This window comes from Myroides sp. LJL115 (genome assembly GCF_054871665.1).
Map to the genome: position 1 here is coordinate 40,195 of NZ_JBTXLS010000002.1, position 15,399 is coordinate 55,593.

Here is a 15,399-nt window from a genome sequence, read left to right on the forward strand (position 1 = left end):
TGTATTTTATAAAAAAACAACTCTAAAGGAATTGTTTTTTATATGAAATCTTTGCAAAAATACAATAAAATAGGAAACAGGCTTAACAATTTTGGTGTTTTACTTAGAAATAATAAAGCTTTAATTGGCTATATTTTAAAAGTAGGGCACTAAAGAAAATACTGTTTTTAGTTTATCTCATGCTTTAAATTACCGGGTTGTTTTCTTGTCTTTTTCGGTTTATCTTTTTGTCTAGTATTACAATACCCTTTTGCAGCAATAAACTATTGGGATAGGATATTCTTTCTTTCTCAGATGAGAGTAAAATGGTACAAAAGGCTTGAATATCTATTATGGTACCTTCCACAGGGAAATCTTTATCTTGTATCTTAATGTCATCTCCAATCCTAAAGGGGAAACTAAAGAAAAGCAAGATACCCGCAGTAATATTACTCAGTAGGGACCACTGTGCAAACATTGCCACACCAATGACGGTAAATACAGAGGTTAATGCCACAAGGGCTTTATCGGGCTGTACTCCCCAAATGGTAAGGATAACAACTACTAATATAATGGCAAGTAGTAGGTTAAATAAACGAACTACTGTCTTTATCCTTCTATCTCTTCGTTGCTCTTTGGTAGAAAATTTCTTTATCAATACAGCAATGAACTTTTTAATAGGATAATAAAGTACAATAGCAACAAGGGTAACTATGATTTCGGTGGTATATAAGCTAAACATAAAAGAAAATCTATTTAATAAAATTGATTAATTCTTGAACTAATTCATAGGTAGGTAAGCCAACTATATTGGGGTAAGAACCTTTGATTTCTTTGATTCCCACAAGACCTATCCATTCTTGTATTCCATAAGCACCTGCTTTGTCATATGGTTTATACTGATCGATATAATAATGGATTTGCTCTGGGGTTAGATCTGCAAAAACAACCAAGGTAACACAATTAAAAACACGTACTTTCTCTAAACTTCTTAAAACAACCGAAGTAATTACCTGGTGCTCTTTATTACACATGCTTTGGATAATATCAAAAGCCTCTTGCTTATCCTTTGGTTTTCCCAGGGATTTACCCTCTAGCCAAACCGTAGTATCACTGGTAATTAGGATCTCTTTTGGATCTAAGATTTCAATGGCATTGCTTTTTGCAAGTGCAATATAATCGGTGATTTGTGCTCCTTGTAAATCAAGAGGATAACTCTCATCAGTATCTGATGCTCTTACAGTAAAATCAAGACCTAATTCACCTAGATAAGCCTTTCTTCTAGGTGAATTAGATCCAAGTACTATTTTATAATCTTTGAATAGTTGATTTAGCATATATTTAGTCTACTTGTGCATTAAAATGTTGGAACCACTTTTTTTGTGTTTTCATCACTTGTTCGATTACATCTCTTGCTGCTCCTTTTCCACCAGGAACATGAGAAATATATTTAGCTACAGATTTGATTTCCGGAGCTGCATCCACAGGACATACTGGAAGAGCTACCTCTTTCATTACGTGATAATCTGGAATATCATCTCCCATATATAAGATGTTCTCTGGAGCAATGTTGTAAATGTCGATAAACTCCTTAAAGGTGTCTACTTTATTGGCTACTCCCATATAAATATCAGTCACTCCTAAGTTTCTAAGTCTTTGTTTTACTCCATCGTTACTTCCTCCAGAGATAACACAAACGGTGTATCCATTGTCAATAGCCGCTTTAATAGCGTAACCATCGCGTATATTCATTTGTCTTAGAAGTTGACCATCTTGGGTAACATGTACACCCCCGTCGGTTAAAACACCATCTACATCAAAGATGAAAGTAGTGATGTCGTTCATTAGTTCTTTAAAGTGTTTAGACATTATTGTTCTATTATTGATTTTGTTATTAATTGATAGATTTGTTTTTGCAAAGGGTCTTCTAATAAAGATTCCTGTGTAGCAAGGGTTTGTTTATCGCCTCTTATGGCTGGTCCGGTTTGGGCCAATTTAGGATCTAAGTCCTGTACTTTTTGGGCTGTCTCTAATATAAGAGGTTTAAGTATCTCAAAGGGAATATCCTTTTTATCTAAGATTGTCTTAGCAATACTATAAAGGTGATTGGTGAAGTTATTTGCAAATACAGCTCCAAGGTGTATGCTTTTTCGTTGCTCAGAAGAAATTGCATATACCCTTTGACTAAAGGTTAAAGCTAGTTCTTCGATTAATTGAAAATCCTTTTGATCACTAGCCTCTAGGCAAAAAGGAATTGCACCAAAGTCTACTTGTTTGTCTAGAGAGAAAGATTGCAGCATATAAAACACTCCTTTTCTATTGGTGTTTTGTATTAAATCCATGGCAGCACTACCACTTGTATGTACTATAAAAGGATTGTCTAAGGCAAATTCACTTGTTACTTTTGCTATGGCATCATCACTAACAGCTACGATAAAAACATCGGCCATTTGCAAATCTGCTACATTGCAGACAATTTTGTCCTTTGATATAAGATCACTCACTTTTTCGGGATTTCTTGCGTATATTTGTTTAATACAAACATTGTCTTTTTCTAAGATGGTAGAAATCAAGTGGTGAGCTACTTTTCCAGCTCCTAATATACTTAGTGTTATCATAAGGCTAAGATACTAATTTGGGTATAGATTATTGGACTATAAAATTAATAAAAATTACAATGAAAAACGATATAAAAGATCTACAAGACATCAAAGCCTTAGTGGACACTTTCTATGGGAAGGTTCAAAAGGATCCTTTGATTGGACCTGTTTTCGAAAGTAGATTACAGGGACATTGGCCAGAGCATTTACAGAAGATGTATAGCTTTTGGCAAACAGTTTTACTAGAGGACTATACCTATAGTGGAAGACCTTTTCCCCCACATGCTTCTTTGGATGTAGACCAAAGTCATTTTGATCAGTGGCTGTTTCTTTTTAGACAAACTTTGGATGAGTTATTCCAAGGAGAGATAGCCCAAGAAGCAAAATGGAGATCCGAGCAAATGGCAAAAATGTTTGTCAGTAAAATCAATTACTTTAAAGAGGCAAATCAAAAGCCAAAACAATAAAGTGATTTGAATTTAGCATAAAAAAAACCAAGAATTTTTATATAGAGATTCTTGGTTTTTTTATGCGTTATATTTTGTACCACTTAGTGGTTATGGTGTAATTTATGTTCTAGGTTTTTGTCAAATATGTTGACAAAGGCTTCTTTAATGGTACCATCTTGGTTTAATATCATGGTACGTTGGATTTTAGTAATAATCCATTTATCCTTCATTTCTTTGAAGTCTGTACTTCTAAGTTCTAACAAATCAGGATGGTTGTAGGATTTTATGAAATTTTGCCATTCTTTATCCTCCCCATCTATACATACAGAGATAACCTGTAAGTTATCATTGCGCTTTAGCATATCTAAAGCTTTTCTATGGGCAGCCTCTGCGTGAGCAAGACTGTTTTTACTCCAAACAAAAAGTAGAGTAGGCCTTGTGATTACTTTATGGATATTTACCGTTTCTCCTTGTGGATTCACAAGTGCAACATCAGGTAATTTGTTTTCGTACTTAAGATTTTGAACAGCCTTTTGAATTTGAATAATTTCTTTGTGCTGACTACTATCGGTGGATAATTCAAAATATCTCTCTAAGAACTTATCGTTATTATTTAGATTCTGGTCTTCTAATAAATAGATATAGGTGATATTATCTAAAATGGTATTTCGAACTTTCTCATTGCCAATTAAGGTATCTACAATATTTAGTTTTTCAATATTGTTATCTAGCTTTGCTTGTGGGTTGAAATCAATTTCTGATTCATCTAAAATCGAACTTAACATAATAGATAAATAACGCGTATAGGAAGAGTATTGGATTAAGTTTTCATTGTTATAATCCACCTTTTTTCTAAAGCTATAGTAATCTAAGGGAAGTTCCCCTTTGATATTATGGCCTGTACGAATAAAATGGGCCATAGGATAAATTTCCTTTTGGGAGTAAAAGTGTAGGTCTAATTTTGTTTTAGCGTACAAATCAAAATTTGGATTCCATCCAATAATAGCTTTACTCTTTAAGTAGTAGGTAGTTCTAGCGGCGTGAGTGGAGTCTACTTTTTTGATAAAAGCATCTACAGGTAGATCGTAATTCTCATAACGAGTTGTCTCATCCACTAAATTTCGAACGGTAAGATTCATCAAAAAGTTGTTTTTCTCTGAACCTCTTCCTGTGAAAATAATGGAATGGTCAAAATCACGTGAATTTAAACGCAAAGTCAAACTATCATTTTTATCGAAAAACACGTATTGGTATTCTGGGGTATGTCTATAGATATACATACCAGGAGGAAGCGAATCAAATTTTTTAAAAAATTGGTTGTTCTTGTCCAAGTATATGGTGTCTAAGATATCATTATCTTTGCAAAAAAGGATATACTCAGCATTAGGATTGATTACTTCTCCTTGAAGATATGCCGTATAATCATCGGGCTCGAATTTCTTTTGACAAGAGCAAACAAGTAAGATAAATGGCAATAAAGCCAGCAAGAAAAATTTTCCTGTATTTTTAATATTCATTTTATAAAAGCCTAAGAATTGTACAAGAGGTTTGTACTCCCTTAAGCAAATGTAAGTTTAAGTAGTTGTTTTTGTCGTTAATAAGCTGTTAAAATACAATTTGACCTACTATGTTGATACTTTAATAGGGTTATTAATTTAAAAATGATTAATTTTGCAGTCAATATAAATCAATATATAGAAAATGTTAACAGTTTCAAATCTGTCAGTTCAATTCGGTAAACGAATTTTATTTGATGAAGTTAATGTAACCTTTACCCAAGGGAACTGCTATGGTATTATCGGGGCCAACGGTGCTGGTAAGTCTACTTTTTTAAAAATACTTTCAGGAGAAATTGATCCTACTTCTGGCCATGTATCTTTAGAGCCAGGCAAACGTATGTCTGTTTTAAACCAAAATCACAATATGTTCGACGAATTTACAGTGCTTGAAACTGTAATGATGGGAAACAAGGATTTATATGCCGTTAAAACAGAAATGGATGCTCTTTACTTAGACTATACGGATGAGAATGCCGATAGAATTGGTGAGCTTCAAATTCGTTTTGACGAAATGGACGGATGGAACGCAGAGAGCGCGGCAGCTACTCTTTTATCTAACTTAGGTATTAATGAAGAATTTCATTATACGCCAATGGCAGAGATGGATGCTAAATTAAAAGTACGTGTACTTTTAGCTCAAGCTTTATTCGGTAATCCAGATGTACTGATTATGGATGAGCCTACCAACGACTTGGACTTTGAGACAATTGGTTGGTTAGAGAACTTCCTTGCACATTATGAAAACACGGTACTTGTGGTATCTCACGACCGTCACTTCTTAGATGCAGTTTGTACGCATGTATCGGATATCGATTTTGGTAAAATTAACCACTACTCTGGTAACTATACTTTCTGGTATGAATCAAGTCAATTAGCAGCTAAACAAAAAGCGCAACAAAATAAGAAAGCAGAAGAGAAAAAAGCAGAGTTGGAAGAATTTATTCGTCGATTCAGTGCTAACGTTGCTAAGAGTAAGCAAGCGACTTCTCGTAAGAAAATGATCGATAAATTAAATTTAGGGGATATTAAACCATCTTCTAGACGTTATCCAGCGATTATCTTTGATCAAGAGCGTGAAGCAGGAGATCAAATCTTAAATATCGAAGGATTAGCAGCATCTATCGATGGAGAGCTTTTATTTAAGAACGTAGATTTAAACGTAGCTAAAGGAGATAAAATTGTAGTTATTTCTAAAGACTCTCGTGCAACTACTGCATTTTATGAGATTCTTAATGGAAACAGACCAGCTGATGCAGGAAAATTTGACTGGGGTGTAACAACACTACAATCTTATTTACCAGCTGACAATAGTGATTTCTTCCAAAATGACTTAACTCTTGTAGATTGGTTACGCCAATGGGCTAAAACCGAAGAAGAAAGAGATGAGGTTTATGTACGTGGATTCTTAGGGAAAATGATTTTCTCTGGAGAGGAAGCTTTAAAAACAGGAAGAGTATTATCAGGAGGAGAGAAAGTACGTTGTATGTTATCTCGTATGATGATGCTTAGAGCTAACGTTTTAATGTTAGACGAGCCTACTAACCACTTGGACTTAGAGTCGATTACTGCATTTAATAACTCTTTGAAAAACTTCAAAGGGACTATTTTATTCACTACCCATGACCACGAGTTCGCTCAAACAGTAGGAACACGTATATTAGAATTAACACCAAATGGCGTTATTGATAGATACATGACATTTGACGATTACTTAAGTGATCCTAAAATCAAAGAACTAAGAGAGAAGATGTATTCTTAATTCCTAGTTTTAAACATACTTTAAAAGCCGTTTACATTTGTATGCGGCTTTTTTTTGTGATTAATGTAGCCTCAAAAATGCCTTTGGTATAAGTAATATCTATCTTAGGTATTAAAATTTAGTAAGACTTAGTCTTTATAGTAGAAATACCACTTTGAATAAAGTCAAGAATAGTAGACTACTATTTTACTCCTACACACAATAAAAAGGTGTTATCTTTTTGTGAAAAATATATTTAATTACAAGGAATTATTATCTTTGAGTCCATGGAGTTACTAGATTTTATTTTTCACATTGATAAATACCTACATGTGTTTATCGCCAATTACGGCCCTTGGATTTATGCCATTTTATTTGCTATTATTTTTGTTGAAACTGGCTTTGTTGTAATGCCTTTTTTACCAGGAGATTCTCTATTATTTGCTATGGGGATGCTTATTGCTCAAAGTGATCAGTTAAGTATAAGTTTAGCTATAGGTCTTTTAATTATAGCAGCCGTCTCGGGGGATTCCTTAAACTATTACATAGGGCAGAAGGTAGGTATGCGATTAACCAATGTTCGCATCTTTAATAAACAAGTAGTTACTCAAGCAGCTATTGATAAAACCCATTCTTTTTATGATAAATACGGTTCTCGTACCATTGTTATAGCTCGTTTTATCCCAATTGTAAGGACTTTAGCACCTTTTGTAGCTGGAGTAGGTAAAATGAGGTATTCGGTGTTTATGACCTATAATGTAATTGGTGGGGTAGTGTGGATTACCAGTCTTAGTTTAGCTGGGTATTTCTTAGGTAACTTACAGTTTGTAAAAGATAATTTCTCTAAGATTGCCATGTTAATTATTGTGATTTCTGTTTTACCTATTGTTTTTGAATTTTTAAAAGCAAAATTTAAAAAGGCGTAATGCTTTAAAGAGTAAAAAAAGGATACATTAAAAAATAATCGATTTGCACTATAAAAATAAAATCCCCAAACCATAGGCTTGGGGATTTTATTTTTAAGCAAGGAATATTTTTATGTGTAAATATTTTATAGATTATAATATTTTGGATATGGAACAAATAATCTACACATCTGGGCTATAATAGACTTATACCAGCTTAGTTTGTTTTTACAATTGCCGGGGCTTTCCACTGTCCATCAATCATGGTTTGCTTTGGAAAGTATACTCTTAAGGTTAAACTAAACTTTCCCTGTGGGGAAGGTAACCAGTTTTTTATGTTTTTTTGCTCTGGCATATCCTTTTGAATAAAGATTTCTAGTGATCCATCGCTATTGAAGTTTAGATCACTTCTATCCCCAAGAGTAAAGCGATCTAATGGATTTGCAACAAAAAAGCCATTGCTATTATACATGGTAATCGACCAAAAAGCATTGGTAGGAGGAAGCATATCCTTTTCAAAGCGCAAAACATAATTATTTTGTCCATCATAAGAAGTATTATTTGCGTCTAAAAAACTTGTAGGATAAATTGCATCTTGGGGTAAATTGGCACCTAAGCCAAATCTAGTAACATGGGCTCTATGAAAGTAATCTGTTTTATAGTCTCCTGTATTTTCTAATGTAGCCCAGCCATTGTGGATTGGTAACTCTGTTTGTCTTTGATTAAGAGCATTGATAACCTCCTTTGGGATAGCTTTTAGAGCTTGTTGTTCTTGTAGAGTAAAATTATCTAGGCGGAAAGTTTTATCTATTCCTATGCCTATTTTACTAAGTCTTTTCATAAGTGGTGCATCTTGTTCTAAAGGTGGGTTTATCAAAAATAAAGTATTCATATATTGGAAGAATTCTTCTATATCCATTTGCTCTACAATACTATTTGGATCTCCAATAGGAACATCGGGCTCTAAGGCAGGCCATTTATACCCCACAGGAGGTGTTAATAGGTATTGTTTCATTAATGGATACACCACATCTTGACCATCTTGTTTGCTTTTCACCTCCGTTCTTCCAATTATCCAAACTGTGTTGGTTGGTGATTTTATTTGGGTCATATTTGAGGGTACAGATTCATTCCAAGAGGGACCAGTAATTAAAAAATCTCCTCCCTTGGAACCATAGGTTCTAGTTCCTGGAGATGCAATAACATTACTATAGGCATCTAACATAGGAATAAGGTGGTAACGCTCATTGTTAACAGGAAGGGATAGTTGCACTGGACCTTGGGATAAATCCAGCCATGCATTGGAATAAAAAGTATCTGCATTGGGACGTACCACTGAGGTGAAATCAGATCCTGGAAAAATTGGTAAATGAGAGAACTCATTTAGCGGGGCTTCCATTTGACCTACCACTGGTGATAAAGTATTGGTGGCTTGGCGCCTTGTTATATCCATGGTAACTAAAGGAATCCCATAAATATAAGCCTCTTGCGCTAGTAACAAAGTATCGTTGATATCTATCTCTGGGGTATTGTCATCACTAGAGCAACTAAAAAGTAAGGTAATAAAGGATAATCCCAGTACTAGTGCTCGTAAATCTTTAAAGCTTTTTATCATGGTTTTAAGTGTTAAGGGTTAATACAAAATTTCGTGTTTGTATAAAAGTAAATTATTGAGTAAAACTAGATAATATATAGCCTTTAGGGGCTATACTAAAAGTATAGTTGTTGCTAAGTTGTTGATTATAAGAGTGTAGTGTGAGGTGTTTTTGCCAAAGAGAAACTTATTTTTCAGTTAGCTATAATGAAATAGTAGTATATTGGGTTGTTTTTACCACTGTTTTATTTAGCAATAATAGCCTATGTATTGTATTTTACTTTTAAGTCGCATCGTTTTTTCACTATATAATTTTTGTAAAAGGCTTTTTGTTAGTAGGCTTTTACTAAACTGTATTCTCTTTATTATTTTCTTTTCTGCTTCTTATGGGCAGCCTTTGGGCTTAGACTTTTATAAACAGTTAACCACAGAACAAGAATTATATCAAGCAAAGGACTCATTGGGAAATATATGGATAAAGGGCATTATCTCGCAGGACCTAATTGGAAAGAATATATTGGTCCAAAACAGGTCCGTAGACATGATAAGCTACAGCCTTTATACTTTCAAACAGGACTCTTTAGTGCAGATTTTACCAAATGTAGATTTGGCTTTTAATCCAATTAAAAGTAGGTACCCAATTTTCAACTTTATTCCACAATCCACAGAATTTTTTTTAAATATTAAACAAAACTCGCCCACTAGTTTGCATTTAGTTATACACGAGATTTCTCAGTTTGGACAAAAGACCCTTATAGATATTTTAGTTCTTAGTATGTATTATGGGTTTGCCATAATGTGTATCATCTTTAATTTAAGCTATTATTTATTGTTTAGAGATGTCAAATTCGCCAGTTATGTACTACTTCAAATAGGTATATTATTAGCTTTTTTTTACAAAGACGGAATGGTGTATTATTTTTCCAACGGGGAGTATACCTTACCTTACTTTACCTTATTTAATACAGGGATGACTTGTTTTTTAGCTTGTATATTTACCTATTATTTTTTAAATCTGCGCCCTTTATTGGCTAGTTTTAAAAAGGCCTTAGTGATCAGCTTTATAGTCTATGTAATTTTAGTTGCTTTATTTATTAGTACAAAGTGGACTTTAGTTTTATTGGCAATAAAGTTGGTTTGGTTTATATTGGCTTTTTGGTGTTTAGCTCAGTGTTTTAAAAATTTCAAAGACAATGCATATGCCCGATTTTTAGGTGCCAATTTTGTCTTGTTTATCTTAGTAGGAGCAGGATATAGTTTATCACTAGTAGCACCATATAGTTTTTTAAAAATCTTTAATATACAAACTCTGCGTATTGTAAGTATAATAGAAATTCTAAATATTACTTTTGTTCTTCTTATCAAAGTTCGCGGTATACACAAACAAAACGCACTTTTTAAAGCAGAAATCAGACATTATTTATCGTTGATTCAATTAGATAAAAAGTATATATTGCAAAATGTAAAGGATCAAAATCAAGAATTAGATTCCTTTGAGATACTACAGGATAATATAGAAAGACAAGTAATTACTGAATTACAAAATAGTTTTGATTTAAGCCAAAGAGAAATAGAAGTGTTGTCTTTAATATGGCAAGGAGATTCCAATAAGGAAATTGCAGATAAACTATTTTTATCAGTGCATACTATTAAGTATCACGTAGGTAATCTTTACACCAAATTAGAGGTGAAAAATCGAATGCAAGTCAGGTCTTTAAAGCCTTAGTTGTATGTGGAAGCGGTCTTGAAAAAACGATTCTCTAAGAAGTAATTACAAATACTTCTTAGAGAATCTTTTATATTAATTCACTTATGGTATAAGTGCTTTATACTAGTTTTTTTTCAATATAATCGGAACTCATACTACGTAATATTCCCATATAGTCCATTTTAAAAGCGATGAAGTCCCCAACTTTAATAGAATTAGGGTTATCCTTTAAATCAATGACAATCATGTCACTACTTGCTCCTACAACTTCAATGGAAGGGTCTATAGTTGTAATATGATCTGGTTCTATATCTAATAGTCCCATATCGATTATTGCCCGATAGTTAATACTACTTTGCCATTTGGGATCCAGCTCTGGTTTCTCTCCATTCATATTAAGTCCCATCTCTCCTTGCGGCATCATGGGTTTTTCTGTGAGCTCAATAACTTGTGCATGTAACGTAAAGACGTGTTGTTGCATCTTTTCAAAATCTGAATTGTCATAAGCATTGGTTCCCATAAATAGAGATTCGCCAATTCTAAAATGATTTATACTCTTAGGTAGGGTCTGGCCGTGAATCAGTGGAATAGTTACCGAGGCTCCTCCGGATAAGTAGTCAATTTTCTTATTGAATTTTAATTCAATTAATTGCTTGTATAAAGACAATTGAATTAGTTTGTCTTTATTGGGTAATACCCCATACATACAGGTAAGGTTGGTTCCAAGTCCTACTATTTTTATATTTGGAAGTAAAAATACCTCTTGATAAAAATCAAGTAGTTCTTCAGTTAATACTCCTTCTCTTAACTCACCTAACTCCACCATAATTACAATTTTATGGATTTTGTTTTGACGTTTGGCTTCTTGGGATAATAAGGCTATGGTGTGTAATTCTGTATTGAAACTTATATCTGCATAAGTGACTATCTCTTCTATGCTTGATTTAGGAACTGGCTTAATGTAGATGGTTTCTACTTTAGGATTAAGCTCTTTGATCATTTTTAAATTAGAAACCCTTGAATCACAGAGTTGTTTAGGATTTAGTTTTAGAAGCTCTTTTAAAAATAATTCATTTCCACAAAGTAACTTACTTACTACAGACCATTGTATATGATGTGTTTGAAATAAATGGTCTAGATAATTAAAGTTATGCTTTAACTTAGCGGTATTTAAAGTGATATAAGCCATGATTATCTGGTTAAACGCATTTCTAGATACTTATTTTCAAAACCAAGTTTTTCATAAAGGGCTTTTGCAGGATTATCTGGATCTACATGTAAGGCAATAGATCCCTTAGCTAAAGAAATAGCCTCTTTCATAAGTTGTTTACCAATGCCTTGTCCTCTAAAGTTAGAGCAAGTAGCGATATAGACTAGAATATTCTCTGGAATAAAGTCATGCATAAGAGTGTGTAAGACTACGGTTATTCCAACGATTTGTTGCTCAGAGCTTTTTGCAATTAGAATAAATCCTCCTGGTGAATTGTTTCGGCCTAATGCAAACTCAATAGCTTTTAGTATGGCCTCTTGAGAGTCACCATATTGTTGTAAGTTTTTATAAAGGAACCCAACATAAGAGTCGATTTCCTTAGTACTGGGGAGATGTTCTGGCGATTTTTTTTCTATACTAATATTCATGATAAAAAATTAATGCCGCTAACGCAAAAAAAAGACCTTTTAAAAAAGCTTCGAATGATTTTGTTTTTTTAGGACTATTATCTTTTTAAAAAAGAGTCCAACAAAGAAAAAAAGGAAATAAGTAATGCTTTACGCGAAGCAGCTTATTGATATATGTGAGAGGCAAAGATAAAAAAAAGAATCGAAATATCACCTAAAGTGAGCTGCTTTATTAAAAAAATGAACCTTAGAATTGGTTACCATATTAAGTAAAAAGTAGCTTTACTAACTAATTTTCTTATAATATAAAGCGCTTAATATGGTGTTAGTTGGTTTGTTTTTATAGAGTTTAGAGTATTTAGTTATCAATGACTTATAGTCTTTTTTTATTTCGATAGGATAAAAGGTCGTTAATAAAAAGGTCGTTGATAAAAAGTTTGTCTTTCTTTAAGCAATTTGTTTTTTTAACGGATTATTTATTAGACCTAAATATGGGCAAAGAATCTACTATTATACCTAAGGCCTGTGGCTATATAAAGAGTCTTATTTGTAAAGATAGTGTATTAAGCATTAATTTATATCCATATAACCTATAAGGTATTTCTATTTGTATAGAATTCGTTTATAACTCATAAAATGATGTATTTGTGTTTTTTAGATAGAGTAGCGTTTGTAAGGAAACAAAAAAATAAAACACAGCTACCTTGGGAAAAAATAGGTGATTCTGGGTATAGCATTGGAAAGTATGCATGAGGGTGAAGGTGTAGCTTTTATTGAAGTGTCTGCTAAAATTTCTGATGCTTTTGGACTCACGCCGGATTACCTGGTAAAAGATGGAAAAGATGAGCAAAGGGGTAATGATACTCAAAAATATTACTGCTTTCTAAAATATTGCAATTATGACAACCCAAGAAATTTTTATTTTCCAAGCCGATATATATAAGCAAACTGAAGCTTTAAAGGCTTTGGCTAATGAATAAAAATAAAATAAAGTCCTTCTTAAGATCTAGAAGAATTACTCTAGAACATCCATTAGTTTATCAAGTAGAGAATAATATTGTAAATATTGCTTCTGCTTTGGACTATTATTTGTAATTATAATAGATTCAGAGTTATACAAATATTTTAGTGTGTTTTTCAATTGACATGTATTATTTTGTATGATCTTATTGTTCTTAGTTTCTGAGCTTTTTCAAATTAGTGGATTTTGTTTTGTATACACTTACAGGGGGAGTTTTATCTTAAATACATTTTTTATTAAAGCATTGAACTATTGTGCGTTAAAATGAATAGTAATTATCGTTTACTTAATTATTTAGACTATGTGTAATTTGCTTTAATTGTGAAAATTATGCAATTATTTAGAGTACGTTCTTTTTAAAAGTTAATATTTTTCACCTTTTTCACTTATTATTACCATAAAATAGTAAAAACACCGTATTTAAATTTATTGTTTATTTTCTTTTTTCGTAATTTTCAAACTGATTATAGAAAAATAAAGAAGGATATGCAGTTAGATATTAAAGAAAGTAAAGTCAATCATAAATCCAAAAGAAATTTATTGATTATCATTTTAGATGTTATTTTATTATTTACATTATTATATACTTTGCCTTATGAGCCAATAGTCAATAAGGGATTAGCATTACTGGTTTTCGTTGCAGTGTTATGGCTTACCGAAGCTATACATGTAACTACCACCGCGGTGTTTGTACCAGTTTTAGCCATTGCATTAGGTCTTACCGATGTGCAACCTGCTTTAGCTTCTTTTGCTGATCCCACTATTTATTTGTTTTTAGGAGGTTTTGTTCTAGCAGGGGCTTTACATGTACAAAAGTTGGACATTGTAATTGCCAGTAAAATTATGTATTTAGCCAAGGGAAGACTACTCTATGCGGTTATGTATTTGTTTTTAGTAACCGCCCTTTTATCCATGTGGATAAGCAATACTGCTACAGTGGCTATGATGCTACCTTTGGTCACAGGTATTTTAAGTCAATTAGATAAAAAACAAAATAGAAATACCTATGTTTTTGTTTTATTAGGAATTGCTTATAGTGCTAGTATTGGAGGGATGGGAACTGTGGTGGGAAGTCCGCCTAATGCTATTGTAGCCTCTCAATTAGACTTATCTTTTGCACAGTGGATGAAAATGGGACTTCCAATGGTTGCTTTGCTATTGCCTTTAATGATTGGGGTGATTTACCTTATTTTTAGGCCAAAGTTAAATGTAACCTTTGAGCATTCCATGGAGGTAGTCCCTATGAATAGACAAAGATGGATTACTTTAGGAATCTTTTTACTTACTGCTTTTGCTTGGATTTTTAGTAATGAGCTTAATCCCTTATTTGCTAATTTAGTTGGCTTTGAAGGCAAATTTAAAAGCTTTGATACCTTTATTGCTCTGTCAGCTTTTATTCTAATTTGTACCTCTCAGGTATCTAGATGGAAGGATTTACAACACAATGTGGACTGGGGTGTACTATTATTGTTTGGTGGAGGACTAACTCTAAGTATGATATTACGTGATTCTGGTGCTAGTAAAGTAATGGCCGATTTATTAGTTTCCTTTATCAAGGGGAGCCATATCTTTTTTATAGCTTTAGTAATTTCTTTTTTCATTATATTTTTAACCGAGTTTACCTCCAACACAGCTAGTGCCGCTTTACTGGTGCCTATATTTATTTCTATCTCTCAAGAACTTGGCATGCCTCCATTAGGGCTGTCGATGATTATTGGTCTTGGTGCATCTTGTGCTTTTATGCTTCCTGTAGCAACTCCACCAAATGCTATTGTATTTGGAACTGGAGATATAAAGCAAAGAGATATGATGAAAGCTGGTTTTGTACTTAATATTATCTGCGCCTTTGTAATTGCTATAGTAGCATATTATTTTTGGCTTTAGGTGATTAGAAGTTATACTATAGTTACTACATAAAAAAGAGCTTAGGATAAACCTGGTGTAGAAATTTTTTTAAAAAAATTTCTACACCAGGTTTTTTTATGGCTTGTTTCCTTTGCCTACATAGGTAGGTTAGGGGGAAATAGCTTCTAAACTTCCCCATATGGACCAGAAGATTCAAATTATCTATTAGTTCTCGGATATCAGGATGACAAATAACTCTGATAGCTAGTTGTTTTCTACGCTTTTATTCTTTAAGAACCATCAGTGATCTTTTTACATTTGTGAATAAAACAGTCGATTGAGCTTTAATTAGAAGAACTTCCATGTAAATAATAACTCTAACAA

General features: G+C 32.9%; 14 protein-coding genes. 6 read left to right on the forward strand and 8 right to left on the reverse strand.

Annotated elements, in window-relative coordinates; genetic code table 11:
* Window positions 1-184: 184 nt before the first annotated feature.
* Genes ACYSNX_RS00900 through ACYSNX_RS00915 form a run of 4 tightly spaced genes read right to left on the reverse strand, consistent with a single transcriptional unit; the run spans window position 185 to window position 2,597 of the window.
* The gene (locus ACYSNX_RS00900; RefSeq protein WP_461752807.1) at window positions 185-721 is read right to left on the reverse strand and encodes a mechanosensitive ion channel family protein; all 537 of its coding nucleotides are present in this window, start codon (window positions 719-721) and stop codon (window positions 185-187) included.
* 10 nt (window positions 722-731) lie between these two features.
* On the reverse strand, window positions 732-1,316 hold the full coding sequence (locus tag ACYSNX_RS00905; protein ID WP_461752808.1) for a Maf family nucleotide pyrophosphatase: 585 nt from the start codon (window positions 1,314-1,316) through the stop codon (window positions 732-734).
* Between the two features lie 4 nt (window positions 1,317-1,320).
* The gene (locus ACYSNX_RS00910) at window positions 1,321-1,848 is read right to left on the reverse strand and encodes a KdsC family phosphatase (protein ID WP_461752809.1); all 528 of its coding nucleotides are present in this window, start codon (window positions 1,846-1,848) and stop codon (window positions 1,321-1,323) included.
* Window positions 1,848-2,597, reverse strand: a complete 750-nt coding sequence (locus tag ACYSNX_RS00915) for a Rossmann-like and DUF2520 domain-containing protein (protein ID WP_461752810.1) — start codon at window positions 2,595-2,597, stop codon at window positions 1,848-1,850. Before ACYSNX_RS00915 ends, ACYSNX_RS00910 begins: the two co-directional genes overlap by 1 nt.
* A 59-nt stretch (window positions 2,598-2,656) precedes the next feature.
* Between ACYSNX_RS00915 and ACYSNX_RS00920 the strand changes: the two genes are divergently transcribed.
* Window positions 2,657-3,046, forward strand: coding sequence for a group III truncated hemoglobin (locus ACYSNX_RS00920; protein WP_461752811.1), 390 nt, complete (start codon window positions 2,657-2,659; stop codon window positions 3,044-3,046).
* 83 nt (window positions 3,047-3,129) lie between these two features.
* On the opposite strand, the gene ACYSNX_RS00925 is transcribed toward ACYSNX_RS00920, so the two are convergent.
* On the reverse strand, window positions 3,130-4,545 hold the full coding sequence (locus tag ACYSNX_RS00925) for a TlpA family protein disulfide reductase (RefSeq protein ID WP_461752812.1): 1,416 nt from the start codon (window positions 4,543-4,545) through the stop codon (window positions 3,130-3,132).
* Between the two features lie 184 nt (window positions 4,546-4,729).
* Here ACYSNX_RS00925 and ACYSNX_RS00930 point away from each other — a divergent pair, with 184 nt between their 5' ends.
* Together ACYSNX_RS00930 and ACYSNX_RS00935 are read left to right on the forward strand one after the other, a co-directional pair.
* The gene (locus tag ACYSNX_RS00930) at window positions 4,730-6,346 is read left to right on the forward strand and encodes an ABC-F family ATP-binding cassette domain-containing protein (RefSeq protein WP_461752813.1); all 1,617 of its coding nucleotides are present in this window, start codon (window positions 4,730-4,732) and stop codon (window positions 6,344-6,346) included.
* Window positions 6,347-6,612: 266 nt separating this feature from the next.
* Window positions 6,613-7,251, forward strand: coding sequence for a VTT domain-containing protein (locus ACYSNX_RS00935; protein ID WP_461752814.1), 639 nt, complete (start codon window positions 6,613-6,615; stop codon window positions 7,249-7,251).
* A gap of 196 nt (window positions 7,252-7,447) precedes the next feature.
* Here the strand turns inward: ACYSNX_RS00935 and ACYSNX_RS00940 are convergent, their stop codons facing one another.
* Entirely contained in the window at window positions 7,448-8,845 is a 1,398-nt protein-coding gene (locus ACYSNX_RS00940) for a DUF1254 domain-containing protein (RefSeq protein ID WP_461752815.1), read from the reverse strand.
* Between the two features lie 520 nt (window positions 8,846-9,365).
* Here ACYSNX_RS00940 and ACYSNX_RS00945 point away from each other — a divergent pair.
* Window positions 9,366-10,550 carry a LuxR C-terminal-related transcriptional regulator gene (locus ACYSNX_RS00945; RefSeq protein WP_461752816.1) on the forward strand — a complete coding sequence of 395 codons (1,185 nt, stop codon included), beginning with the start codon at window positions 9,366-9,368 and terminating at the stop codon, window positions 10,548-10,550.
* A 100-nt stretch (window positions 10,551-10,650) separates the two neighbouring features.
* On the opposite strand, the gene ACYSNX_RS00950 is transcribed toward ACYSNX_RS00945, so the two are convergent.
* Window positions 10,651-11,721 carry an alanine racemase gene (locus ACYSNX_RS00950; RefSeq protein WP_461752817.1) on the reverse strand — a complete coding sequence of 357 codons (1,071 nt, stop codon included), beginning with the start codon at window positions 11,719-11,721 and terminating at the stop codon, window positions 10,651-10,653.
* Between the two features lie 2 nt (window positions 11,722-11,723).
* The gene (locus tag ACYSNX_RS00955; protein ID WP_461752818.1) at window positions 11,724-12,170 is read right to left on the reverse strand and encodes a GNAT family N-acetyltransferase; all 447 of its coding nucleotides are present in this window, start codon (window positions 12,168-12,170) and stop codon (window positions 11,724-11,726) included.
* Window positions 12,171-13,121: 951 nt separating this feature from the next.
* Here ACYSNX_RS00955 and ACYSNX_RS00960 point away from each other — a divergent pair.
* Both ACYSNX_RS00960 and ACYSNX_RS00965 read left to right on the forward strand, forming a co-directional pair.
* Window positions 13,122-13,244: a hypothetical protein gene (locus ACYSNX_RS00960; protein WP_461752819.1), complete on the forward strand. Its 123-nt coding sequence runs from the start codon at window positions 13,122-13,124 to the stop codon at window positions 13,242-13,244.
* A gap of 412 nt (window positions 13,245-13,656) precedes the next feature.
* Window positions 13,657-15,054 (forward strand): SLC13 family permease, encoded by a 1,398-nt coding sequence (locus ACYSNX_RS00965; protein ID WP_461752820.1) that lies wholly within the window; start codon window positions 13,657-13,659, stop codon window positions 15,052-15,054.
* Window positions 15,055-15,399: the final 345 nt, after the last annotated feature.

Excerpts from the sequence above, each read along its gene's own strand:
- ACYSNX_RS00900 (WP_461752807.1), bottom strand. The coding sequence starts at position 721 with ATGTTTAGCTTATATACCACCGAAATCATAGTTACCCTTGTTGCTATT.
- ACYSNX_RS00905 (WP_461752808.1), bottom strand. The coding sequence starts at position 1,316 with ATGCTAAATCAACTATTCAAAGATTATAAAATAGTACTTGGATCTAAT.
- ACYSNX_RS00910 (WP_461752809.1), bottom strand. The coding sequence starts at position 1,848 with ATGTCTAAACACTTTAAAGAACTAATGAACGACATCACTACTTTCATC.
- ACYSNX_RS00915 (WP_461752810.1), bottom strand. The coding sequence starts at position 2,597 with ATGATAACACTAAGTATATTAGGAGCTGGAAAAGTAGCTCACCACTTG.
- ACYSNX_RS00920 (WP_461752811.1), top strand. The coding sequence starts at position 2,657 with ATGAAAAACGATATAAAAGATCTACAAGACATCAAAGCCTTAGTGGAC.
- ACYSNX_RS00925 (WP_461752812.1), bottom strand. The coding sequence starts at position 4,545 with ATGAATATTAAAAATACAGGAAAATTTTTCTTGCTGGCTTTATTGCCA.
- ACYSNX_RS00930 (WP_461752813.1), top strand. The coding sequence starts at position 4,730 with ATGTTAACAGTTTCAAATCTGTCAGTTCAATTCGGTAAACGAATTTTA.
- ACYSNX_RS00935 (WP_461752814.1), top strand. The coding sequence starts at position 6,613 with ATGGAGTTACTAGATTTTATTTTTCACATTGATAAATACCTACATGTG.
- ACYSNX_RS00940 (WP_461752815.1), bottom strand. The coding sequence starts at position 8,845 with ATGATAAAAAGCTTTAAAGATTTACGAGCACTAGTACTGGGATTATCC.
- ACYSNX_RS00945 (WP_461752816.1), top strand. The coding sequence starts at position 9,366 with ATGATAAGCTACAGCCTTTATACTTTCAAACAGGACTCTTTAGTGCAG.
- ACYSNX_RS00950 (WP_461752817.1), bottom strand. The coding sequence starts at position 11,721 with ATGGCTTATATCACTTTAAATACCGCTAAGTTAAAGCATAACTTTAAT.
- ACYSNX_RS00955 (WP_461752818.1), bottom strand. The coding sequence starts at position 12,170 with ATGAATATTAGTATAGAAAAAAAATCGCCAGAACATCTCCCCAGTACT.
- ACYSNX_RS00960 (WP_461752819.1), top strand. The coding sequence starts at position 13,122 with ATGAATAAAAATAAAATAAAGTCCTTCTTAAGATCTAGAAGAATTACT.
- ACYSNX_RS00965 (WP_461752820.1), top strand. The coding sequence starts at position 13,657 with ATGCAGTTAGATATTAAAGAAAGTAAAGTCAATCATAAATCCAAAAGA.